This window comes from Burkholderia guangdongensis (genome assembly GCF_013403875.1).
Lineage (GTDB): Bacteria > Pseudomonadota > Gammaproteobacteria > Burkholderiales > Burkholderiaceae > Burkholderia > Burkholderia guangdongensis.
In genome coordinates, this window is sequence record NZ_JACBNX010000035.1 from 1 (window position 1) to 22653 (window position 22653).

A 22653-nucleotide genomic window follows, 5' to 3' on the forward strand; every position below is an offset into this window, starting at 1 on the left:
CTGGGTTGGCCGAAGGGTCGCGGGCTGGTGACGATCTGGATCGGTCACGTGATGCTGTGCGTGTCGTACGTGGCGATCATCGTGCAGTCGCGGGTGAAGGAGATGAACAAGTCGCTGGAGGAAGCGGCGCTGGATCTGGGGGCGACGCCGCTGAAGGTGTTCTTCCTGGTGACGCTGCCGCTGATCTCGCAGGCGTTGATCTCGGGGTGGCTGCTGTCGTTCACGATCTCGGTGGACGACCTGATCCTGTCGGCGTTCCTGTCGGGCCCGGGCTCGACGACGCTGCCGCTGGTGGTGTTCTCGCGGGTGCGGCTGGGGCTGAACCCGGAGATGAACGCACTGGCGACGCTGTTCATCAGCGTGGTGACGATCGGGGTGGTGCTGCTGAATCAGGTGATGAACGCGCGTGAGCGCAAGCGGCTGGCCGATATGCGGATGGCATTCGAGCCGGCGGTGGCAACCGCCTGACCGCCCTCCCCCTTTCACCGATTTTCACCGATCACAAATTAAATGTGCGCCGCCTTCGGGCGGCGCCCCGTTGCTTCCCCACCGCTTCACAACAAAACGATCCGTTAGGAGAACCTGTGATGAAGAAGAAGCTGATCTGCCTGCTCGTCGCCAGTGCGTTGCCCGGCATCGCGCTGGCGGACACGACGTCGGCACAGCTCAAGGCACTGCGAGCCGAGCTCAACGACCTGAAAAAAGAAGTGAAGACGCTGAAGTCGGCGCTCGCCGCGAAGCCGGCCGGCACAGCGCAGGCGGCCGTGACCGCCGCGCCGGTCGATGCGTCGTCGCCCGACTACGGCAAGGCGCCGGCCGTGCTGACGAACGACGACCTCGGCGAAATGAAGCAGCAGATCGCGAACCAGCAGCTGAAGGTCGACTCGTTGAGCGACGCCGCGAACACCGGCCCGATCGCCGGCCTGTCGATCACCGGCTACCTCGATCCGACCTACATCTACAACCGTGCGGCGAGCACGTCGTCGTTCCTGTTCGCGAACCACGAGAGCAACTACAACTACTTCAACAGCACGTTCGGCGACCTGTACCTCGACATCAAGAAGACGTTCGGCGTCGGCCCGATGGCGCCGTCGGCCGAGATCACGCTGATGCCGAACCGCGGCAACGGCATCACACTGCTGTCGAACGAGCGCGGCAACGTCGGCAACAACATCCTGAACACCGCGGTGATCACGGTGCCGGTGTCGGGCACGACGACGCTGGTCGGCGGCCTGATGTCGAGCTTCGGCGGCTACGAGGTTCAGCAGTCGAACCAGATGCTGACGCTCACGCACAACCTGCTGTACGACTTCTCGGATCCGGGCAGCTACGTCGGCCTCGGCGTGAACTACACGCCGGACGGCAGCAACTGGGCGTGGAAGTTCATGGTCGGCAACGAGCAGTACCGCACGTCCGGCTCGGTGGTGACGACCGGCGCGAACGCGTTCGGCGATCCGATCACGACGAGCAACCGCGTGCCGACCTTCACGGCGCGCGTCGACTACACGAAGTCGAGCGCGCTCGACATCGGCGGGTCGATCAACATCGGCCGCCAGACGCTCGGACAGAGCACCGACTCGGCCGGCAACCTGGTGTACGGCCCGGGCGGCGGCGCATCGAGCCCGTTCGGCACGTACTTCTTCGGCGAAGCGGATGCGACGTACACGCTCGCGGACGTGCAGTACAACGCGGAACTCGACTACGGCCAGCAGCAGCATGCGGCGTTCAACGGCGGCCTCGCGCAGTGGTATGGCCTGTCGCTGCTTGCGCACCGCAAGTTCAACGCGCCGGTGGTCGGACGGATGGGCGTGACGCTGCGCTACGACTTGCTGGTCGATCAGAAGAACGGCGGCGGCGGCGGCGGCATCGCGCTGAACGGCAACGGGATGGATCCGTTCAACGGCTTCGGCATCGATTCGGATTGCCTCGCGATGTCGAAGGCGAACGGCGGCGTGGGCTTCGAGTGCAAGGGCGCGACGCGCCAGGATGCCGCGGTCGACCTGCTGTTCTACCCGACGCAGCAGATCACCGTGAAGGTCGAATACCGTCACGACTGGGCGAACCGTCACGTGTTCCTGCGCAACGACGGGTCGTACGCGAAGTCGAACGATCTGCTCGGCACGCAACTGATCTACTCGTTCTGATGCAGCACCGGCGGCACGCTTCGCGGCGTGCCGCCCCACCACGCGATGCGAGCCACCTCGCATCGCGTTTCAACATGACGGGCGGCGCCGCGCGCAGCCGCCCCGACCTCGATCGAATTCAGGCCAGCTCATGAATCACGATTTCGTCCGCCGCGCCGACGAACTTGCGCGCGATTCCTACTACGAAGCATCCGTCACGCGCCCCGCCGCCGACGACCCGATGCTCGAGCGCACGCTCGACGTCGACGTCTGCGTGATCGGCGCCGGCTTCGCCGGCCTGTCGACCGCGCTCGACTGCCGCGCGCGCGGGCTGTCCGTCGCCGTGCTCGATGCGCATCGCCCCGGCTGGGGCGCGTCGGGGCGCAACGGCGGGCAGGCGATCACCGGTTTCGCGAAGGACGAGATCATCGAGCGTCAGCTCGGCGCCGACGGCGCGCGCGCCGCATGGGCGCTGTCGCTCGACGGCGTCGCGCTGATCGCGGAGCGCATCGCGCGCTACGGCATCGACTGCGACTTCACGCGCGGCTATCTGACCGTCGCGACGAAGCCGCGCCGCGTCGACGATCTGCGCGCGTGGATGACCGCCGCGACGTCGCGCTGGGGGCATCCGTCGCTGACGTGGCTCGACGAACCGGCGATCCGCGCGCGGATCGCGTCGACGCGCTACCTCGCGGGCGTCCACGATCCGCTGTCCGGCCATCTGCATCCGCTCAAATACTGCCTCGGCCTCGCCGATGCCGCGCGCCGTGAAGGCGTCGCGCTGTTCGCGCATTCGCCGGTCATCGACGTCGCGCGCGGCGAGCGGCCCGTCGTGCGCACGCCGGCCGGCGAAGTGCGCTGCCGGTTCGTCGTGTCGTGCTGCAACGCAGGCCCGGGCGGCGTGCTGCCACGCGCGAGCGCCGCGCGGATCGCGCCGATCGCGTCGTACATCATCGCGACCGAACCGCTCGGCCAGGCCCGCGCCGATGCGCTGATCGCGCAACGCGAAGCGATCTGCGACAACAATTTCTTCCTCGACTATTTCCGGCTGTCCGCCGATCACCGGATGCTGTTCGGCGGCCGCGCGAACTCGGCCGGCGCATCGCCCGCGATGCTCAGCGACGCGATCCGGCAGCGCATGGTCAGCGTGTTTCCGCAACTCGCGGACGTGAAGGTCGACTACGCGTGGGGCGGCTTCGTCGACGTCACGCGCAACCGCGCGCCGGACTTCGGCGCGATCGATCCGAACTTCTATTACGTGCAGGGCTTCAGCGGCCACGGCGTCGCGCTCACCGGCATTGCGGGGCGCACGATCGCCGGCGCGATCGCGGGCGACGCGCGCGCGTTCTCGCTGTTCTCGCGCCTGCGGCACCGCCGCTTTCCGGGCGGCGACGCGTGGCGCAAGCCCGCGCTCGAACTCGGCATGCTGTATCACCGTATGCTGGAAATGTTCTGAGCCTTTTATTCGGTATTCCCGACCATGCAGAATTTCGCGCAACAACCGCACACCGCGTCGTATTACGCGGCCACCGTCAACGACACCACCACGCACGCGCCGCTCGCCGGCACCGTCGACGCCGACGTCTGCGTGATCGGCGCGGGCCTGACCGGCATCTCGGCCGCGCTGAACCTCGCCGAGCGCGGCCATTCCGTCGTCGTGCTCGAGGCGTCGAAGGTCGGATGGGCGGCGAGCGGCCGCAACGGCGGGCAACTGATCGGCGGCTTCGCGTGCGACATCGACACGTTCGCGCAGTTCATGCCGGATACCGACGTGAAGCGCATCTGGGAGATGGGCCTCGAAACGCTCGATCTCGTGAAATCGCGCATCGAGAAGCACGACATCGACTGTGCGCTGGTGCCCGGCTATCTGACGGCCGCGAACACCGAGCGCGACGCCGATTCGCTGAAGCGCTGGCGCGATGACGTCGCGAAGCGCTTCGGCTACACGCGCCTCGCTTTCGTCGAAGCCGACGATCTCGGCGACTATGTGCAGTCCGAACGTTATCGCGGCGGCCTGTACGATCCGGACAGCGGCCATCTGCATCCGCTGAACTACACGCTCGGCCTCGCGCGCGCGGCGACCGACGCCGGCGTGCGGATCTTCGAGAACAGCTGCGTGACACAGCTCCGCGACACGCCGAACGGACACGTCGTCGAAACGTCGGGCGGCAACGTGCGCGCGCGCTTCGTCGTGCTCGCGTGCAACGCGTATCTCGGCGCGCTCGCGCCCGCGCTGTCGCGCAAGATCATGCCGGTCGGCACGTACGTGATCGCGACCGAGCCGCTCGGCGAAGCGCGCGCGCACGCGCTGATGCCGGCGCGCGCGGCGGTCTGCGACAGCCGCTTCGTGCTCGACTATTTCCGGCCGGCCCCCGACACGCGGCTCGTGTGGGGCGGCAAGGTCAGCTACTCGACGCTGCCGCCGCGCAATCTCGGCGAAGCGATGCGGCGCGACATGCTGAAGACGTTCCCGCAGCTCGCGGACGTGAAGGTCGACTATGCGTGGGGCGGCTTCGTCGACATCACGATGAACCGCGCGCCGCACTTCGGGCGCGTGAAGCCGACCGTGTATTTCGCGCAGGGCTTCTCCGGCCACGGCGTGAACGTGACCGCGCTCGCGGGCAGGCTGATCGCCGAGGCGATCGACGGCCAGGCGAGCCGCTTCGACCTGTTCGGCAAGATCCGGCATCGCGATTTCCCGGGCGGCGCGGCGCTGCGCACGCCGGCGCTCGTGCTCGCGATGAGCTGGTATCGGATGCTCGACATGCTCGGGTATCACTGAGCGATATAGCGCGACGATGCTTCAGATCGAAACGCGCGCTAATCGGCCACCTTCTGCCGCATCGTGACGAACTCCTCGGCCGCGGTCGGATGAATACCGATCGTGTCGTCGAACTGCGCCTTCGTCGCGCCCGCGCGGATCGCGATCGCGATGCCCTGCACGATCTCGCCGGCATCGCGGCCGACCATGTGCGCGCCGACCACGCGCTGGCTGTCGCGCGCGACGACGAGTTTCATCAGCGTGCGCTCATCGCGTCCGGACAGTGTGTGGCGCAGCGCCTTGAACGACGTGCGGTAGATGTCGAGCGCGCCGTGCACGTCCCGCGCGCGCGCCTCGGTGAGCCCGACCGTCGCGACTTCGGGCTGGCTGAACACGGCCGACGGCACCCATTCGTGATCGGCTGCGACGCGCCGCCCGCCGAATAGCGTGATCGCGAGCAGACCGGCGTCGCGCGTCGCGACCGGCGTCAGTTGCGGTCGCGACGTCACGTCGCCGATCGCGTGCACCGATTCGGCCGACGTCGCCGAATACGCGTCGACCGCGATCGCGCCGCGCGCATCGAGCGCGACGCCCGCGGCCTCGAGCCCGATCCCCTCGACGTTCGGCACGCGTCCGGTCGCGAACAGCACTGCGTCGAACGGCCCCGCGTGCGCGTCGCCGACGCGCAGCGCCAGCGTGCCGTCGGCCGCGCGCTCGATCGCGTCGATCGCCGCGCCGGTATGGATCGCGATGCCCTGCTTCGTCATCTCGCCGGCCAGGAAATCGCGGACGTCGTCGTCGAAGCCGCGCAGGATCTGCGCGCCGCGATAGAACAGCTCGACGCGGCTGCCGACACCGTTGAAGATCCCCGCGAACTCGACCGCGATGTAGCCGCCGCCGATCACCGCGATCCGCTTCGGCAATGCGGGCAGCGACAGCGCCTCGCGCGACGTGATCGCATGCTCGATGCCGGGCAGCGGCGGCAGCACGGGCCGCGAGCCGGTCGCGATCGCGATGTGCCGCGCGGTGAAGCGGCGCGCGCCGACCTCGACCGTCCGCGCATCGACGAGCGTCGCGCGCCCCGCGTGGAGGTCGACGCCTGATTGTTTCAGCAGATTCACGTAAAGGCCGGAGAGCCGCCCGATCTCGCGATCCTTCGCGGCGATCAGCGCCGGCCAATCGAGCACGCCGTCGCCGAACGTCCAGCCGAAGCCCTTCGCATCGTCGACTTCGTGCGGATAGTGCGACGCATAGACGAGCAGTTTCTTGGGGATGCAGCCGCGCAGCACGCAGGTGCCGCCGATGTCCTCTTCCTCGGCGATGCCGACGCGCGCGCCGTAGGACGCGGACATCCGCGCGAGCCGCACGCCGCCCGAGCCCGCGCCGATCACGAACAGGTCGTAGTCGAATGTCATCGCGCCGCCTCCACGTTGCCGTCACGATGACGGCACGATAGCAAGATTCCGGTTTTCATGCGGCGCGCAAAAAAATGGCGAGAGACCTTCGTGTCTCTCGCCCCTCAAACCAGCCGCCGGGTGTGCCATGCGTCACCGATCGACCGCATGCCCGACAGGCTGGTTGCTCGGCAGCGGCCCGCCGGCCGCGCGATGTGCGCGGCGACGGCCGGGCCGGCCGCCGTGCTCAAGCCTGCGACGTGTCGCTGCCGTCGGATGCGTTCGTCGAATCGTCCGCCGATGCATCCTGAGGTTGATCCTCGTCCTTCTTCTTCTCGACCAGACCTTCGAGCGCCTCGGCGCCCTTGAAGCCCGCGACGGCCGCGGCGGCCTTCGTCAGCAGGCCCGCATCCGGATCGAGCTTTTCCGCGCCTTCGACTGCCGCGACGGCGCCCGCGATTTCGCCAACGGTGTTCAGGATACCCATCGTGATCCCCTTTCAAATGAATCGTGAGGCGCATCGTCCCACGAAAAAAACCGGCCGACAGCGATTGTCATCGGCGGATACACAAATTACGACCGGCGACGCACGCGCGCCGTATCAGGCACGCGCCGGACGATGCACGCAGATTAGCGGAAAGCTTTCGGCGCCGTTGTAAAAATATGTTCGGGGATCCCGACGAATCGCTTACGACTTGCGCGATCCGCTATGGAGCGGACGCTGGATAGTGGGGATTTCGTATGGTCGGCGTTCGCGCGTGCGGTATGCGCGGTCATTGCTCATTTCGGTTTTTCGGCTGCGCACGGGGCTTGGGGAAATAGGTCTCCTCCTCCGCGGGGAGGTTACCGTCCTGGTAACGTTTGTCCTCCCACAACAGCCGCCAGCGCACCACGTGCTCGTCATTGGTACCTTCCAGCAAATACATGTGGGCGATGCTACCTTTAAGGAAGTAATTCGGGCAGCCAACCTTGCCCGCCGGGAACCACGGTTCCCAGATACCTTCAATCGAAATCTCCTGGTCGCTGTAGACCTCACCCTCGCTGGATTCGTTTTTGGGCGGGCAGGGGGGGAGTTCTGCAGGATAGCTGCGGCCGGGCGGCCAATATCGCCATGCTGGATATCGCGCATTCTGGAACAGAGATTCATACGTCCAATGCTCGAAGATACGGCTCCCACCATCGGCGCGTTTTCCGTGTGTAAGCAACCCCATAAAATTCAACCCGGCAGTACACTTAAGCGCCAAACAACTCAACTCCTCAATCCATACCCCCTCTGCAAATCCAGTGGCATATATGGAATCCGTATAGTTCGTATCCCTCACGCCGAGCGAGTGAAAGAATGGATCATATGTTCTACCGATTTCATGCGCACTTCTACCGAAGAGAAGGTCGCTACCCCGTTCAGTACCTGCAACAAGTGCATCGTAAGCCGATCGCTTGTCAGATCCTTTGCGCAATGTCTCGATGCCCTGATCCATTTGTACCAATGCACCCAGGAAATTGCTGACGTATGCGGTCTCGAGCTCCTTCTGATTTGAACTCGGCGTGTCCAATTGCTTTGCATACGCGCTGAGAAAATCCCGGTACAGCCCGACCGCGTGATCCAGGAACGTGAAGCTTGTCCACTTTTTGAGCAGATAAAACGCCTTGGCCCGCGCATCCTGCTCCTGCTCAGGGGTCATGGTCATCATATCGAGCGTGACACCGAAATTACATGCGGCAATAGTATCGACAACCGCAAGGCACAAAGATGTACCACGATCCTGAACCGAATAATACATCCGGCAGGAATTGTCACACAAATCCGAATAGAGTCTCGCGCGCCCGCAACTGTCAAGAACTGGAGCAAGGTGCGCCCATACTGGGTGTACCTTGCTCCAGTTCGAACGCGCAACGTTTTTCGTCAGAAAATATTGCGCAGCCCGATCGCGACGCCGGTCTGGTTGTTGCGGCCCGGCAGTTCCACCGTCGCCGCGCCGGTCGCCTTGTTGAAGTCGACGGTGCCATACACTTCCGTGCGCTTCGACAGCGCATACTCGGCGAGCCCGACGATCGCATAGCGATTGCCGCTCGCGAGCGAGCCGTCCGCGGTCATCGCGTTACGCATGTGGTCGTAGTAGAACGCGCCCGTCACCGTCAGCGGCGAGCTGACCTGCCAGCTCACGCCCGCGAACGGACCGTCGTCGACCCGGCCCGTGCCCTTCGACGACGGAATCGCCTGCTGCGCGAGCAGGCTGTCGACGAAGCCCGTGTCGTCCTTCGAGTGCAGATAGCCCGCGTAGACCTTCGCCGGGCCGAACGCGTACACGGCGTTCGCGTGGAAGATCGTCTGCTTGCGCGCGGAGTTGTCGCTGTTCTGCTGGAAGCCGCCCGCGATGCTGAGCGGCCCGGTCACGTACGACAGCGAGATCCCGTACGCATTGCCCTTGCCCGGGCTGCCCGGAATCTGTCCGGAGAAGCCGTTCGCGCCGGTCGATTCGTAGTTCGTGCCGAACGAGTACATCGTGCTGACCGTCAACCCGCTGAACGTGCCCGTGTACTTGACCATGTTGTCCGCGTACAGGCCCGCGCCGAGCGCGACCGGCAGCCATGCGTTCTCGAAGTAGTTGCCGACGGTCAACGGATCGTACGTGTCGGACAGCAGATCGAACAGCGGCGTCTTCTGGCGGCCGAGGGTCAGCGTGCCCCACGGGTTCGACAGCCCGACGTATGCCGCTCGGTTGAACAGGCGCCCGCTGTCGGCCATCGAGCCGTCCTGCAGGTTCACGCCGCTTTCGAGCTTGAAGAGCGCCTTCATGCCGCCGCCGAGATCCTCGGTGCCGTACATCCCGAAACGGCTGTTCGTGACGGCGCCGTTCGTCATGAACACCTTGCCGTCGTTGTTCGCGTTCGCGTTGGTCAGGTAGCGGATGCTGACGTCGGCGACGCCCCACAGTGTCACCGAACTTTGCGCCGCGGCGTGCTGGCATGCGAATGCGAGCGCCACGCCCCCTGCGATTGCTGCGAATGTGCTGGTCTGCTTCATGAGCGTTCCTTTATTTCGTGTTGTCTCCGTGTCGTGGCCGGCCGCCGGCTTGCGCGGCCGGGTCGATCGCGCGCGCTCGTGGCGCACGCGATACGCTCTGCATCATAAGACCGCGCGTTTCGTTGAAAGAAATTGAAATAGTCCCGCAACAAGCAACTGTCGCCTGCGCGCAACGGCGGGGGAGCGGCGCGCCGCCGGGCTGCGCGTTCGGTCCGCGCCGCCGGCCTGAACGGCGGCCGCGCATGCCGACGTGCCGACGTGCCAGCCTGCCGACGATCGGCGCCAATATAATGCTCGCGGCCGGCACGAAGCGTGCCGCGCCGCACCATCTTTTCAGAGCATTCAATGACACCCGCGAAGTTTTTCCTGAGCTACACCGCCGTGCCGTTCGTCGCGATCGTCCTGGTGGCCGTCTGGGCGTTCAACCACGAATCCGGCGAGATCGACGCGCGCCAGTACGCGGCGCTCGCCGCCGCGTATCCGTCGTTCACGCCGGCGCTGCAGCGCGAAGTCGGCGACGCGATACACGACGGCAAGCTGAGCAAGTCCGATTACGGATCGATCATGCGCGATGCGCTCGACGGCGGCTACGTGATCGACTGGCCCGCGACGACCGGCGACGTCGGCGCCGAGCGCGGCAAGCTGCTCGGCCTCGTCGGCAGCGAAGCGCATCCGGCGAGGTAAACACCGACAGTCGGATCGGCGGTCAGCCCCGCAGTCAGACCCGCAGTCAGACCCGCAGTCAGGCCGCAGTCAGGCCGCAGTCAAGCTCGCAGTTTGGCTCACGGTCAGACCCGCAGTCGGATCGACAGCCACGCCACCGCCGGCACTACTGCCCGAAGCCCGTCAGACCAACCAGCGCGCCAGCCGCGAGCAGCCACAGCGGATGGATGCGCGTGCGCCACGCGAGCACCGCGCACGCGGCCGTGATGCCCCACTGGATCGCGGTCGCGTTCGATGCGCGGGCGATCAGCACCGCGCTCGACACGACGAGGCCCGCGGTCACCGGCACCATCCCGAGCTGCACGTAGCGCCGCCACGGACGATGCCTGAAGCGCTCCCACGCATGCAGCGCGGCCATCGTCACGCACGACGACGGCCCGAACTTCGCGATCGACGCGACGAGTAGCCCGGACCAGCCGGCGACGTGCCAGCCGACGAGCGGCACGATCATCATGTTCGGGCCCGGCGCCGCCTGCGCGAGCGCGAACAGCGCGGTGAACTCGGACGCGCTCATCCAGTGATGCACGTCGACGACCTGCCGCTGCATCTCCGGCAGGATCGTGTTGCCGCCGCCGAACGCGAGCAACGACAGCTGCGTGAAGATCGCCGCGAGCACGGCCAGCGTGGCGTTCATCGCGTGCCTCCGCGAGCCGGGTCGGCGGGATCGACGGGATCGGCGGGGGCAGCGTTCCGGTCGGCGCGCGCGGCGAGCCCGATGCTGACCGGCGTCAGCACGAGCATCGTCGCGACGAGCGGCACGCGCAGCACCGCGATCGCGACGAACGCGGCCGCCGCGACGCCGAGCATCCGCGCGCCGCGCAGCGGCTTCGCGACCTTCAGCGCCATCGCCGCGAGCAGCCCGGCGGCGGCGGCCGACAGCCCGCCGAACAGATGGCGGACGGCAGGATCGTTCTGCGTTTTCGCGTACAGCACGCCGAGCCCGATCACGACGAGCGTCGGCCCCGCGATCAGCCCGAGCAGTCCGGCGAGCGCGCCGGGCACGCCGCGAAAGCGCATGCCGACCGCGACCGACAGGTTGATCACGTTGCCGCCGGGCAGGAACTGGCAGAGGCCGAGCAGATCGGTGAACTCGTCGGCGGAGAGCCAGCGGCGCTCGTCGACGAGCGCGCGCCTCACGAACGGCAGCGCTCCGCCAAACGAAATCAGCCCGAGGCGCAGGAAACCGGTGAAGAGCTCGACGAGCCCGATGCGGCGGGAGACGGCGCCGGGCGGCGCGACAGGGGATGGCATGATGGTCCTCGGCAAACGGTCGACGTCGAGATTACCGCCGCCCGGTGCGCGCGCAAAACGATTTTATCGGCGTGTGCTTGTGATCTAGAATCACAAGCATGTCCCGCCTTCTGCCACCCTTTTCCGCGCTTCGCGCCTTTGAAGCCGCGGCGCGTCACGAGAGCTTCAGCGCCGCCGGCGACGAGCTGCATGTGACTCACGGTGCGATCAGCCGGCAGATCGCCGCATTCGAGGCGTGGCTCGGCAAACCGGTGTTCCTGCGGATCGGCAAGCGCGTGAAGCTCACCGACGACGGCCGCCAGTACCTCGACAGCGTGCGCGCCGCGTTCGACAGCATCGCGCTCGCGACCGAACGGCTGCGCCGCGCCGGCACCGCGCGCGTGCTGCGGATCAACGCACTGCCGACCTTCGCGATGAAATGGCTGCTGCCGCGCCTGTCGCGCTTCCAGCTGGAGGTGCCGAGCGTCGAACTGAAGCTGTCGACGTCGAACGCGCCGCTCGACGCGCTCGACGATTTCGATGTCGCGATCCATCGCGGCCCGGGCCCGTGGCCGCATTGCGCGAGCGGGCATTTTCTCGACGAGAGCATGATTCCGGTCTGCAGCCCGGCGCTGCTCAAGCGCCTGCCGATCGCGAGCGCCGACGACCTGTCGCGCCACGTGCTGCTGCATGCGGACACGCGCCCCGACGCATGGCGCGACTGGTTCGACGCGGCAGGCACGCCGATGAAAAACCGCAAGAAGCAGTCGTTCGACCACTTCTATCTGGCGCTGCAGGCGGCCGTCGACGGGCTCGGCGTCGCGCTCGGCCCGCTGCCGCTGATCGACGACGAGCTCGCGAGCGGCCGGCTCGTGATGCCGCTCGCCGGCCCGCGAATCGGCACGCGCACGTACTGGTGGATCACGCCGCTCGAGCGCGCGAACGAGCCGCTCGTCGCGCAGTTCTGCGCGTGGCTCGACGCGCAGGCGCGCGCGTGACGTAGCGGGTCGTGGGGGGCGTGGCGGGCGCGGACTTTCACGCGCCGCCCGCGCGCGGCTCAGACGACCGGCCCCGGCTCCTTCTCCTTGCGCAGCACCGCGTACAGGATGATCGCGATGAACGTTGCGGTGCCGATCCCGCCGAGCGCGAAGCCGCCGAACTTCAGCGAGAAGTCGCCGGCGCCGAGCACGAGCGTGACCGCGGCGACGATCAGGTTGCGGTTGTCGGAGAAGTCGACGCGGTTCACGACCCAGATCCGCGCGCCAGTGACCGCGATCAGCCCGAACACGACGATCGACATGCCGCCTAGCACCGGGCCCGGAATCGTCTGGATCACCGCGCCGAACTTCGGCGAGAAGCCGAGCCCGATCGCGATCAGCGCGGCGACGACGAACACGAGCGTCGAGTAGATCCGCGTGACGGCCATCACGCCGATGTTCTCCCCGTACGTCGTGACGCCGGTGCCGCCGGCGAAACCGGACACGATCGTCGCGAGTCCGTCGCCGATGAACGCGCGGCCGACGTAGCGGTCGAGGTTCGTGCCCGTCATCGCGCTGACCGCCTTGATGTGGCCGAGGTTCTCGGCGACGAGGATCACCGCGATCGGCGCGAGCATCAGCATCGCGTGCGACTCGAACACCGGCGCGCTGAACTTCGGAATGCCGAACCACGCGGCGTGCGCGACGATCCCGAAATCGATCGGCTTGCCGAGGCCCATCCCGTTGGTCGCGACCGCGTAGATCGCGTACGCGATCACGAGCCCGATCAGGATCAGCAGGCGCTGCGCCATCCCGCGCGCGAACACCGCGACGCCGCCGACCGACAGCACGGTGACGAGCGCCATCGTCGAATCGAACGTCGAGCCGGACACGCCCTTGACCGCGATCGGCGCGAGGTTCAGGCCGATCACCGCGACGACCGAGCCGGTGACGGCGGGCGGCATCAGCGCCTCGATCCAGCGCGTGCCGAGCGCCGACACGATCAGCCCGAGCGCGACATAGACGACGCCGCACGCGACGATCCCGCCGAGCGCGACCGGGATGTTCGCGTTCGCGCCGCCGCCCGCGTAGCCGGTGACCGCGATCACGAGGCCGATGAACGCGAAGCTCGAGCCGAGGTAGCTCGGCACGCGGCCGCCGACGAGCACGAAGAACAGCAGCGTGCCGATCCCGGACATGAAGATGCACAGATTCGGATCGAAGCCCATCAACAGCGGCGCGAGCACGGTCGAGCCGAACATCGCGACGACGTGCTGCACGCCCATCGCGATCATCTGCGGCCACGCGAGCCGCTCGTCCGGACCGACGACGCGGTCCGCCGCGCCGCGCGGTTGCACCCGCCAGCGCGGGAAGTAGGAATCGGCCATCGAAAACTCTCCTGAAACGGGATCAGGCGCGAGTTTACCGATGCGCGATCCGTCCGTCACGGATTGATGTACTGGAACAGCGACAGATTCTGCAACTGGACGAACGCCTTCTGCGCGCCGGTCAGCGCGTTCTGCAGTTGCGTGTACTGGCTGATCGTCGACACCATGTCGGTGCTCGTCAGGTCGGACAGGTTGCTCGACGTCTGCATCGTGTTCGTCGACGTGACCGTCTGCATCGTCTGCACCATCTGCTCGCGGCCGCCGACCGCCGCGTGCACGGTCAGCACGTTCGCGCTCGTGTTCGCGAGCTTCGTCGAGAACGTCGCGGCCGCGTTCCTCAGCGCGGCGCCGGCCACCGCGTTGCCGGTGATCGGCGTCTGCAGCGCCGAGATCATCGTGTCGAGCGCGCCGAAGATGTCGGTGCCGGCCTGCTGCGCGGGCGTGACCGTGAACGTGTCGCCGGACGCCGGCGTGCCCGAGATCGCGACCGTCTGGCCGCCGCCGACGCTGATCGGCGCGCCCGACGTGTACGCCTGCGCGGCGGTCGTCGTCTGCGGGTTCGCCGAGGTGTCGGTGACCGTATAGGTCGGCGCGGCCGCGGTGCCGCCGAACGTGATCGTGTAGTTGTCGCCGTTCGCCCCGACCGACGGATCGGTGACGGACACCGTGCCGATCGTCGCGGTGCCCGAATTGTTCGGGCCGGCCGCCGGCACCGGCTGGGCGCCGGGCGTCGGCACCGACAGAAACACGGCCGCGCCGCTGTCGCCCTGCGCGACGGTCTGCCCGTCGGCGATCTGCACGTTGCGCGTGCCGCTGTCGCCGCTGTACGTGACGCCACCGCCCGGCTGGTTCGCGAACGGCTGCGCGCTCGCCTGGAAGCCCGAGAAGATGTAGTGGCCGCCGCTGTCGGTCGAGTTCGCGACCGTCATCAGCTGGTCGCGGTAGCCCTGCAGCTGCGTCGCGAGCGCCGAGCGGTTCGCGTCGGACAGCGAGCTGTCGCCCGCGCGGACCAGCAGCGTCTGGATGCTGTTCAGCACGTTGGTGACGCTCGACAGCGCCGAATCCTCGGCCTGCAGCGACGTCAACGCGACGTTCTGGTTCGTCGTGTACTGCGACAGCGTCGCCGACGTCGCGGACAGCTGCACCGCCTGCGCGGCGCCGAGCGGATTGTCGGCGGGCGTCGACAGGCTGACCCCGCTCGCGATCTGCTGATAGAGCTGCGTGAGCTGGGACTGCTGGTCGTTCATCTGCGCGACGTTGACCTGAAAGAACTGGGACGTGGAAATACGCATCGCGGGCTTCCCGGAAATCAGTTGAAGATGCCGAGCACGGTCTGGAACAGCGAGTCCGCGGTCTGGATCACCTTCGCGTTCGCCTGATAGAGCTGCTGGTACTGCATCAGATTCGCCGCCTCCTCGTTCGTGTTCACGCCGGACACCGACTGCTGCGCGGCGGTGACCTGGCCGACGAGCGCGGTCTGGGCGGCGCTCGACGACTTGAGCTGGCCCGCGGTGTTGCCGATCGCGTTCACGTAGCTCGCGTACGCGCCGGTCAGCGTGGTCGCACCGCTCCCGCCGCTCATGCCGCTCGTGCCGCTGCCGAACGTCGCCGCGCTGACGAGCTGCGACATGGCGAGCGCGTTGCTGCCGTCGTTCGTGCCGCCCGCGTACGGGCCGACCGTGAACGTATCGCCGCTCGCCGGCGAGCCGGAGATCGCGACCGTCTGGCCGCCGCCGACGCTGATCGATGCCCCCGCCACGAACGCCTGCGGGCTCGTCGTGGTCTGCGGGTTCGCGGACGTATCGGTGATCGTGTAGGTCGGCGCGGCGGTGGTGCCGCCGATCGTGATCGTGTAGTTGTCGCTGGCCAGCGCCGCCGCCGCGCTGGTGACGGAGACCGTGCCGATCGTCCCGGTGCCGGTGTTCGACGTCGCGGCGGCCGCGACGACCGGCGACGCCGCCGCGATCGCCGAGCCGTTCGTCGCGGCGAGCGCGAAACTATCGGCCGCGCCGCGCGTCGGCAGCACCGTGAACGAATCGCCGGCGGCCATCGAGCCGGACAGCGAGAAGTTCAGGCCGTCGATCGGGCTCGACAGCGACGTCGCCTCTCCGACGACCGCGCCGCTCGCGCGGTCGGTCAGCGTGTAGTTCGTGCCGTCGTACGACAGCGTGTAGTCGCTCGCCGGCGGTTGCGCCGGGTTCGCGAGCGACGCGGTCAGCGTCGCACCGCCCTGGTTCCCCTGGTTCGCGTAGACGGCGGGGGCCGCGACCGAGAACAGGGCGCCGCCCGGCTGGCCGGTCAGGTCGATGCCGAGCGCGTTCTGGCCGTTCACCTGCGCGGCGAAGCTGGTTGCGATCGCACCGAGTTGCGCCTGCGCCGGATCGAGCGTCTGGCTGCGGAACGTGAGCAGGCCGCCGAGCGTGCCGCTCGTCAGCGACGAGTCCGGCACCGCCACGGCCGGCGGCTGCGGGTTCGCGCCCGCGATCCCCTGCGACACGATCGCGAGCTCGCTCGGATCCGACGAAGACGGAACGGCCGCGAGCTGGTAGCTCTGGTTCGCGACGACGAGCGGCTGGCCGTTGCCGAGGAACAGGTTGTAGCCGCCGCCGTTCTGCACGACCTGCACGCCGGTGAGTTGCGACAGGTTCGACACCGCGAGGTCGCGCTGGTCGAGCAGCTGGTTCGGCGGCTGCCCCTGGCTGCCCGCGGCGGCGATCTGCTGGTTCAACTGCGCGATCTGCGCGGTGTAGCCGTTGATCTGCGACACGGTGCTCGTCAGCTGCGTGTTCACGCTCGAGCGAAGCTGGTCGTACTGCTGGCCGGCCGCGTTCAGTTGCGCCGCGAGCGATTGCGCGTTGCTGATCGCCGTCTGGCGCGCGGCCGGATCGGACGCGTTGTTCGCGACGTTCTGCAGCCCGGTGAAATAGCCGGTGATCGCGCTCGAGATGCCGGTCGTCGGGCTGCCGATGAAGTTGTTCAGCTGCGCGACGAGGTTGTAGTTCGTCGTCAGCGCGCCGCTCTGCGCCTGCGCGCTGTTCAGTTGATCGTTCAGGTACTGGCTGTACTGGCGCTGCACGCTGACCGTGTTCACGCCTTGCGGCATGTAGCCGCTCGCCGTGTACTGGCCGCTCGCTTCCGCATAGACGGGCCGCTCGACCGAGTAGCCGGGCGTCGACGCGTTGCTGATGTTCTGGCTGGTTGTCGTCAGGCCCCACATCGCGGCGTTCAGGCCGCTGATTCCGAGGTTCAGGAGAGAGTTCGACATGCGCGATCCTGATGGGCCGGCCGCGCTGCGGCCGCCGGGTTGCGTAACTCCCGGTATATCGGCCGCGGATCGGAAAAATTGAGGAAAAGTGCGGCCGCCTACCCTCGCGCGAGCTGGCGGCGCTTCATCTCGAGCTGCGTGATCAGGCGCTGCAGCGTGTTTTCCGCGCTGCCGGGCAGCGACAGGAAGCGAAAGCCGAGCTGATAGCGGCGCGTGCCGCTCGGCAGCTCGCTCGAGTAGCGCGACACGAGCTCCAGATCGAGCGCGAGCTTGCCGTGGCTGCCGAGCGACAGCTCGACGCCGTTGAGCCGCACACCGAACTCGAGCGACGCGACACCCGCATCGGCGGTGCGCAACCCGACGCCGCCGAGCGACAGATTCAGCACGTCGAACTGGAACGGCGAGCCGTCCGGCAGCACGCCGCTGCACGTGTACGGATCGACGACGGGCGCATCGACGCGAAAATATTCGCGCCGCTGCATGAAATAGAGCACGTCCGGAAAATTCGCGGTGAACGCCGGCAGCCCTTCGTAGCGGCTCTCGCGCGGCGTGCTCGTCGTGAACTCGACGCGCACGCCGTCCGGCGCGGCCGAGAACTTGCAGCGCGGCGCCGCGAGCATCCCGGCGTTCTGCTCGGCGAGCGCGCCCCAGTCGAACGTGAAGGTGCGCGCGCCGACGTCGACCGCGAGCAGCCGCGTGACGAGCTGGCCGCCGTCGTAGTGCACGGTGAGGAAATCGCCGCGATTGACGAGGTTGCGCAGCTGCACCCCGATCTCGAGCGGATTGCGGCGGCCGTAATCGGGTACGGCCACGTCGGGGGCCGAGTCACGCGCGGCCTGATCCGCCCGGGCGTGCGCCCCGCCCTGGGCCGGATACGTCGACTGTTCGGTATTCATGGCTTGCCGGTAGGGTTCTTTTTTCTTTGAAACGTCGTGACGGGCGCGCGGGCGATCCCGCACGCGATCGGACCGGGTCGGCACGGCCGCCCGGTCCAAGCATCCCACACTTAGCGGCAGTGGTTAGCGGAAGTTTAGATCGGATTCGTATTTTTTTTCGAGCAAACGTTAAACCGGGCGTCGTTCGCCCGCCCACCGCGGCCAAAGGGCACGAACGACTCAGCCGATCTGCTGCATGATCGAGATCAACTTCTTCGCGTAGTTCGGGTCCGTCGCGTAGCCGGCCTGCTGCATCCCGTTGGCGAAACCCTCGGCGCTGCGGCTCGCGCTCAGCACGCCCGCGTAGCGCGGATTGTTCTTCAGCAGCGTCGCGTAGTCGGTCATCGCGTCCTCGTACGAGTCGTACGCGCGGAACTTCGCGACGACGCGGTGCGCCTTGCCGTTCACGTACTCGGTCGTCAGCGCCGACACCGTGCGCCCCGTCCAGCCCTTCGTCGCCTTGATCCCGAACACGTTGTAGCTCGACGTGCCGTCCGCGCCGCGGATCTCGCGCTTGCCCCAGCCCGATTCGAGCGCCGCCTGGCCGACGATGAAGCGCGCCGGGATCCCGGTCGCGTCGCTCGCCGCCTGCGCGGGGCCGGCGAGCCGCCCGACGAACGCGTCCGCGTCCGCCGAGCCGCCGCCCGCGCCCTTCAGCGGCGGCGTCAGCGCGCTGTCGCGGGTGTAGCCGCGCGAGTCGGCGAGGCTGCCATTGCTCGCGCCCGCATTCGCGTACGCCTTCGCGAGCGCGTTCATCGCCGCGAGGCCGCCTTCTCCGCCACCCGCACCGCCCGCGCCGAGGGCCGCGAGGCCCGCCGCGGGCGTGCCGGCCGCGCCGCCCGCACCGCCGCCGGCCGCCGCGCCCGAGCCGCCGCCCGCGCTGCGCATCAGTTGCTTCATCAACATGTCGGCGACGCCGATCCCGCGCGACGACATATGCTGCGCGAGCTGCTGGTCGAGCATCGACGTGTACATTTTCGACGTGCTCGAATCGAACAACCCGCCGTCGGGCGTCGCGTCGCGCATGCTCTTGAGCATCATCTGCGTGAACATCGCGTCGAACTGGCCCGCGACGACTTTCGCGCCCGCCTGCGGCGACTGCTGCGCCTGCGCGCGCAGCGCGTCGAAACCCTGGACGTCGAGCGCGAAGCGCTGCGACAGGTCCGCCGTCTTCGTCGAGCCGTCCATCAGATGATCTCCAGATCCGCGCGCAATGCGCCGGCCGCCTTCATCGCCTGCAGGATCGACATCAGATCCGCGGGCGTCGCGCCGAGCGCGTTCAGCGCCTTCACGACTTCGGTCAGGTTCGCGCCGGCCGTCACCAGTTTCAGCGCGCCGTTGTCCTGCTTCATCTGGATCTGCGACTGCTGCGCGACGACCGTCTGCCCGTTCGAGAACGGCCCCGGCTGCGACACGACCGGCTGCGTGTTCACGACGACCGACAGGTTGCCGTGCGCGACCGCGCAGCTTTGCAGCGTGACCATCTGGTTCATCACGATCGAGCCGGTGCGCGCGTTGAAGATCACCTTCGCGGCCGCCTGCTCGGGCCGTACGTCGATGTCCTGCAGCCGCGCCATGAACGCGACCTGCTGCGCCGAATTGGCCGGCGCCGCGAGCTCGATCGTGCGGCCGTCGAGCGCGGTCGCGGTGCCGGGGCCGAACGTCGAGTCGACCGCCGACACGATCCGCTCGGTCGTGCCGTAGTCCATGTCGTTCAGTTGCAGCGTGAGGTGGCCGCCCATCTGCGCGAGCGCGTTCGGCACCGTGCGCTCGACGATCGCGCCGCCGACGACGCGCCCCGCCGCGAGCTGGTTCACCTGAACCTTGCTGCCGTTCGCGCTCGCGCCCGCGCCGCCGACCGCGAGGTTACCCTGCGCGAGCGCGTACACCTGCCCGTCCGCGCCCTTCATCGGCGTCAGCAGCAGCGTGCCGCCGCGCAGGCTCTTCGCGTTGCCGAGCGACGACACCGTCACGTCGAGCGCCTCGCCGGGCCGCGCGAACGGCGGCAGCGTCGCGGTCACCATCACCGCGGCGACGTTCTTCAGCTGCATGTTCGACAGCGTCGACGGGCCGCCGTTGGCCGAGCCGTTGTTGATCGAGATGCCGAGGTTCGCGAGCATGTTCGCGAGCGTCTGCGTGGTGAACGGCGTCTGCATCGTCTGGTCGCCGGTGCCGTCGAGGCCGACGACGAGCCCGTAGCCGATCAGCGGGTTGTCGCGCACGCCCTGGATCTGCACGAGATCCTTCAGGCGCTCCGCGTGCGCGTCCGGCGCGAACGCGGCCGCGCAGGCAACGGCCGCGCATGCGGCGACGAACCACGCGAGCGCGCGGCGCGCACGCGCGCGGGGAACGAAGCGCGGCACAAAACGGGAATCGGCGGTCGGCATGGTCGTCACCACGGCGCGATGTTGAGGAAGAAGCGCTGCAGCCAGCCCATGTCCTCGGCTTCGTTGATGTAGCCCTTCGCGGAATACTCGATCTTCGCGTCGGCGACCTGCGTCGAGTAGACCGAGTTCTGGCCCGAGATCGTGTTCGGATTGACGACGCCCGAGAAGCGCACGAATTCGTTACCCTGATTGATCAGCATCTGCTTCTCGCCGGACACGACGAGGTTGCCGTTCGGCAGCACGTTCGTCACGGTGACGGTGATCGTGCCGTTGAACGTATTCGCCGCGCTCGCGCCGCCTGCCGCCGTGAACTTGTTCGCGCCCGATCCGGACAGATTCGTCTTCGCGAACAGCCCGCCGAAAAAGCCCGCGGTCGGCACGCCGAAGTCGGTGCTGCCGCCGCGGTTCGCGTTCGCGCCCGACGACTTCGTCGCGTTGATGTTCTCCGCGATCATGATCGTCAGGATGTCGCCGATGTTGCGCGGGCGCTGGTCCTCGAACAGCGGCCGCCCGGCGAAGCCCGGGTTGTAGATCGAGCCCGGCGCCTGCATCGACGGCGGCGCGGGCGGCTGCGCGGTCATCGGCTGCTGGACGATCGGCGGGTGCGGCACCAGCGCGCAGCCGGCGAGCGCGGCCAGCGCGAGCGCGGCGGCCGGCGCGCGCAGGCCGCTTGCGCGGCCCGCGACGCAAGCGGAAAACGGAACGGGTCGAACGGCGAACTTCATGATGACGATCCTGCGGCGTGAGGGGGCATCGGCGTGGGTCAGCCCTGCTTCATCTGCGTGACGGTCTGCAACATCTGGTCGGACGTCGTCACCGCCTTGCTGTTGATCTCGTACGCGCGCTGCGTCTGGATCATGTTCACGAGCTCCTGCACGACGTTCACGTTCGACGCCTCGACGTACCCCTGGTTGAGCGATCCCGCGCCGTTCAGGCCCGGCTGCGACACGTTCGGCGCGCCCGACGACGACGTCTCCGCGAACAGGTTCTCGCCCTTCGCCTCGAGGCCGGCCGGATTGATGAACGTCGCGAGCTGCAGCGCGCCGATCTGCACCGCGTTGCTCGAGCCCGGCTGCGTGATCGTCACGACGCCGTCCGAGCCGATCGTCAGCGACGTCGCGTTCGCGGGCACCGTGATCGCCGGGATCACCTGGTAGCCGCTCGACGTGACGAGCTGGCCCTGCGCGTTGGTCTGGAGCGAGCCGTCGCGCGTGTAGGCGTTCGTGCCGTCCGGCATCAGCACCTGGAAGAAGCCGGCGCCGTTGATCGCGACGTCCTTCGAGTTGCCGGTCTGCTGCAGGCTGCCCTGCGTGTACAGGCGCTCGGTCGCGACCTGCTGCACGCCGGTGCCGAGCTGCAGGCCCGACGGCAGCTCGGTCTGCTGCGTCGAGTTCGCGCCGGGCTGGCGGACCGTCTGGTACAGCAGGTCCTCGAACACCGCGCGCGAGCCCTTGAAGCCGTTGGTGCTGACGTTCGCGAGGTTGTTCGAGATCACGTCCATCTGCGCCTGCTGCGCGTTCATGCCGGTGGCGGCGATGTAGAGCGATCGGTTCATTGGTTCGTTCTCCTTCGTGGGCGGCCGGGGCCGCTCAGCTGAAACTGAGCAGCTGGTTGGCTGACTGCTCGTTCTGGTCCGCGCTGCTGATCAGCTTCGACTGAAGCTCGAATGCGCGCGCGTTGTCGATCATCGACACCATCGCGTTGACCGGATTCACATTGCTGCCTTCGAGCGAATTCGGCACGATCGCGACGCTCGGGTCGGTGTCGGCCGGATTGCCGTCGGCGGTGCGGAACAGGCCGTCCGCGCCGCGCGAGAGCGTCGACGGGTCGGGGTTCACGAGCTTCAGCTGGCCGACGACCGCGACCGCGGTCGGCGGATCGCCCGGCATCAGCGCGGACACCGTGCCATCCTTGCCGATCGTGATCTGCGCGTTCGGCGGCACCGCCAGCGGGCCACCGTCGCCGACGACCGGCAGGTTGCTCGCGGTCACGAGCTGGCCGTTCTCGTCGACGTGCAGGTTGCCCGCGCGCGTGTACGCCTCGCTGCCGTCGGCCGTCTGGACCGACAGCCAGCCCTGCCCTTCGACCGCGACGTCGAGCGGATTGCCGGTTCGCTCGATCGGGCCCGTCGCGAAATCCGCGCTCGGCGTCGACGCGATCGCGTACGTGCGCGTCGTGTTCGGATCGACGGCGCTGCCGTCGCCGAAGTTCATCGGCACCGCGCGATACGCGGCGAGCTGCGCGCGAAAGCCCGTCGTCGACGCGTTCGCGAGGTTGTTCGCGACGATCGCCTGCTGGTCGAGCGCCTGCGACGCGCCCGTCATCGCCGTGTAGATCAGTCGGTCCATGTCAGCCTCCGCCGGGCCGCCCCAAGAAGGCTGACCGCCCCCTCGGGGGGCAGCGAACTACGTGAGCGTGGGGATCGTTTCATGTGTGCCTTTCAGC

Annotated in this window: 21 protein-coding genes; 6 read left to right on the plus strand and 15 right to left on the minus strand. The window is 67.8% G+C overall.

Annotated features, from left to right (window positions below):
- The 4 genes from HZI36_RS25280 to HZI36_RS25295 form a co-directional block, all read left to right on the plus strand.
- Positions 1 to 468, plus strand: a 468-nt coding sequence (locus tag HZI36_RS25280) for an ABC transporter permease subunit (protein ID WP_179405409.1), incomplete at its 5' end; no start/stop codon positions are given.
- 119 nt (positions 469 to 587) lie between these two features.
- Complete coding sequence (locus tag HZI36_RS25285; protein ID WP_179405410.1) at positions 588 to 2144, plus strand: DUF3138 family protein; 1557 nt, start codon at positions 588 to 590, stop codon at positions 2142 to 2144.
- Between the two features lie 130 nt (positions 2145 to 2274).
- Positions 2275 to 3579: an NAD(P)/FAD-dependent oxidoreductase gene (locus HZI36_RS25290; protein WP_179405411.1), complete on the plus strand. Its 1305-nt coding sequence runs from the start codon at positions 2275 to 2277 to the stop codon at positions 3577 to 3579.
- 24 nt (positions 3580 to 3603) lie between these two features.
- Positions 3604 to 4905 (plus strand): NAD(P)/FAD-dependent oxidoreductase, encoded by a 1302-nt coding sequence (locus HZI36_RS25295; RefSeq protein ID WP_179405412.1) that lies wholly within the window; start codon positions 3604 to 3606, stop codon positions 4903 to 4905.
- Between the two features lie 38 nt (positions 4906 to 4943).
- Here the strand turns inward: HZI36_RS25295 and gor are convergent, their stop codons facing one another.
- The 4 genes from gor to HZI36_RS25315 form a co-directional block, all read right to left on the minus strand.
- A complete protein-coding gene (gene gor, locus HZI36_RS25300) occupies positions 4944 to 6299 on the minus strand; it encodes a glutathione-disulfide reductase (protein WP_179405413.1) in 1356 nt (451 codons plus the stop codon).
- 226 nt (positions 6300 to 6525) lie between these two features.
- Positions 6526 to 6765: a hypothetical protein gene (locus HZI36_RS25305; RefSeq protein ID WP_179405414.1), complete on the minus strand. Its 240-nt coding sequence runs from the start codon at positions 6763 to 6765 to the stop codon at positions 6526 to 6528.
- A 286-nt stretch (positions 6766 to 7051) separates the two neighbouring features.
- Positions 7052 to 8059 carry an Imm71 family immunity protein gene (locus HZI36_RS25310; protein WP_179405415.1) on the minus strand — a complete coding sequence of 336 codons (1008 nt, stop codon included), beginning with the start codon at positions 8057 to 8059 and terminating at the stop codon, positions 7052 to 7054.
- Between the two features lie 122 nt (positions 8060 to 8181).
- Positions 8182 to 9303, minus strand: a complete 1122-nt coding sequence (locus tag HZI36_RS25315; protein ID WP_179405416.1) for a porin — start codon at positions 9301 to 9303, stop codon at positions 8182 to 8184.
- A 345-nt stretch (positions 9304 to 9648) separates the two neighbouring features.
- Between HZI36_RS25315 and HZI36_RS25320 the strand changes: the two genes are divergently transcribed.
- Complete coding sequence (locus tag HZI36_RS25320) at positions 9649 to 9987, plus strand: hypothetical protein (protein WP_179405417.1); 339 nt, start codon at positions 9649 to 9651, stop codon at positions 9985 to 9987.
- A 145-nt stretch (positions 9988 to 10132) separates the two neighbouring features.
- Here the strand turns inward: HZI36_RS25320 and HZI36_RS25325 are convergent, their stop codons facing one another.
- Both HZI36_RS25325 and HZI36_RS25330 read right to left on the minus strand, forming a co-directional pair.
- Positions 10133 to 10660: a chromate transporter gene (locus HZI36_RS25325; RefSeq protein WP_179405418.1), complete on the minus strand. Its 528-nt coding sequence runs from the start codon at positions 10658 to 10660 to the stop codon at positions 10133 to 10135.
- Entirely contained in the window at positions 10657 to 11277 is a 621-nt protein-coding gene (locus HZI36_RS25330) for a chromate transporter (RefSeq protein ID WP_179405419.1), read from the minus strand. The genes HZI36_RS25325 and HZI36_RS25330 overlap by 4 nt, the downstream gene beginning before the upstream one ends.
- Positions 11278 to 11375: 98 nt before the next feature.
- Between HZI36_RS25330 and HZI36_RS25335 the strand changes: the two genes are divergently transcribed.
- A complete protein-coding gene (locus HZI36_RS25335; RefSeq protein WP_179405420.1) occupies positions 11376 to 12254 on the plus strand; it encodes a transcriptional regulator GcvA in 879 nt (292 codons plus the stop codon).
- A 59-nt stretch (positions 12255 to 12313) separates the two neighbouring features.
- Here the strand turns inward: HZI36_RS25335 and HZI36_RS25340 are convergent, their stop codons facing one another.
- The 9 genes from HZI36_RS25340 to flgF form a co-directional block, all read right to left on the minus strand.
- A complete protein-coding gene (locus tag HZI36_RS25340) occupies positions 12314 to 13621 on the minus strand; it encodes a solute carrier family 23 protein (RefSeq protein WP_179405421.1) in 1308 nt (435 codons plus the stop codon).
- Positions 13622 to 13677: 56 nt separating this feature from the next.
- Positions 13678 to 14913: a flagellar hook-associated protein FlgL gene (flgL, locus tag HZI36_RS25345; RefSeq protein ID WP_179405422.1), complete on the minus strand. Its 1236-nt coding sequence runs from the start codon at positions 14911 to 14913 to the stop codon at positions 13678 to 13680.
- A gap of 17 nt (positions 14914 to 14930) precedes the next feature.
- Complete coding sequence (gene flgK / locus HZI36_RS25350; RefSeq protein ID WP_179405423.1) at positions 14931 to 16886, minus strand: flagellar hook-associated protein FlgK; 1956 nt, start codon at positions 16884 to 16886, stop codon at positions 14931 to 14933.
- Between the two features lie 98 nt (positions 16887 to 16984).
- Positions 16985 to 17782 carry a flagellar brake protein gene (locus HZI36_RS25355; RefSeq protein WP_179405424.1) on the minus strand — a complete coding sequence of 266 codons (798 nt, stop codon included), beginning with the start codon at positions 17780 to 17782 and terminating at the stop codon, positions 16985 to 16987.
- Between the two features lie 219 nt (positions 17783 to 18001).
- A complete protein-coding gene (flgJ, locus tag HZI36_RS25360) occupies positions 18002 to 19009 on the minus strand; it encodes a flagellar assembly peptidoglycan hydrolase FlgJ (protein WP_179405425.1) in 1008 nt (335 codons plus the stop codon).
- Positions 19009 to 20220, minus strand: a complete 1212-nt coding sequence (locus tag HZI36_RS25365; RefSeq protein ID WP_425485298.1) for a flagellar basal body P-ring protein FlgI — start codon at positions 20218 to 20220, stop codon at positions 19009 to 19011. Before HZI36_RS25365 ends, flgJ begins: the two co-directional genes overlap by 1 nt.
- Positions 20214 to 20933 (minus strand): flagellar basal body L-ring protein FlgH, encoded by a 720-nt coding sequence (gene flgH / locus HZI36_RS25370; RefSeq protein ID WP_179405427.1) that lies wholly within the window; start codon positions 20931 to 20933, stop codon positions 20214 to 20216. The genes HZI36_RS25365 and flgH overlap by 7 nt, the downstream gene beginning before the upstream one ends.
- Positions 20934 to 20971: 38 nt before the next feature.
- The gene (flgG, locus tag HZI36_RS25375; protein ID WP_179405428.1) at positions 20972 to 21763 is read right to left on the minus strand and encodes a flagellar basal-body rod protein FlgG; all 792 of its coding nucleotides are present in this window, start codon (positions 21761 to 21763) and stop codon (positions 20972 to 20974) included.
- Positions 21764 to 21797: 34 nt separating this feature from the next.
- Positions 21798 to 22556 carry a flagellar basal-body rod protein FlgF gene (gene flgF / locus HZI36_RS25380; RefSeq protein WP_179405429.1) on the minus strand — a complete coding sequence of 253 codons (759 nt, stop codon included), beginning with the start codon at positions 22554 to 22556 and terminating at the stop codon, positions 21798 to 21800.
- Between the last annotated feature and the right edge of the window lie 97 nt (positions 22557 to 22653).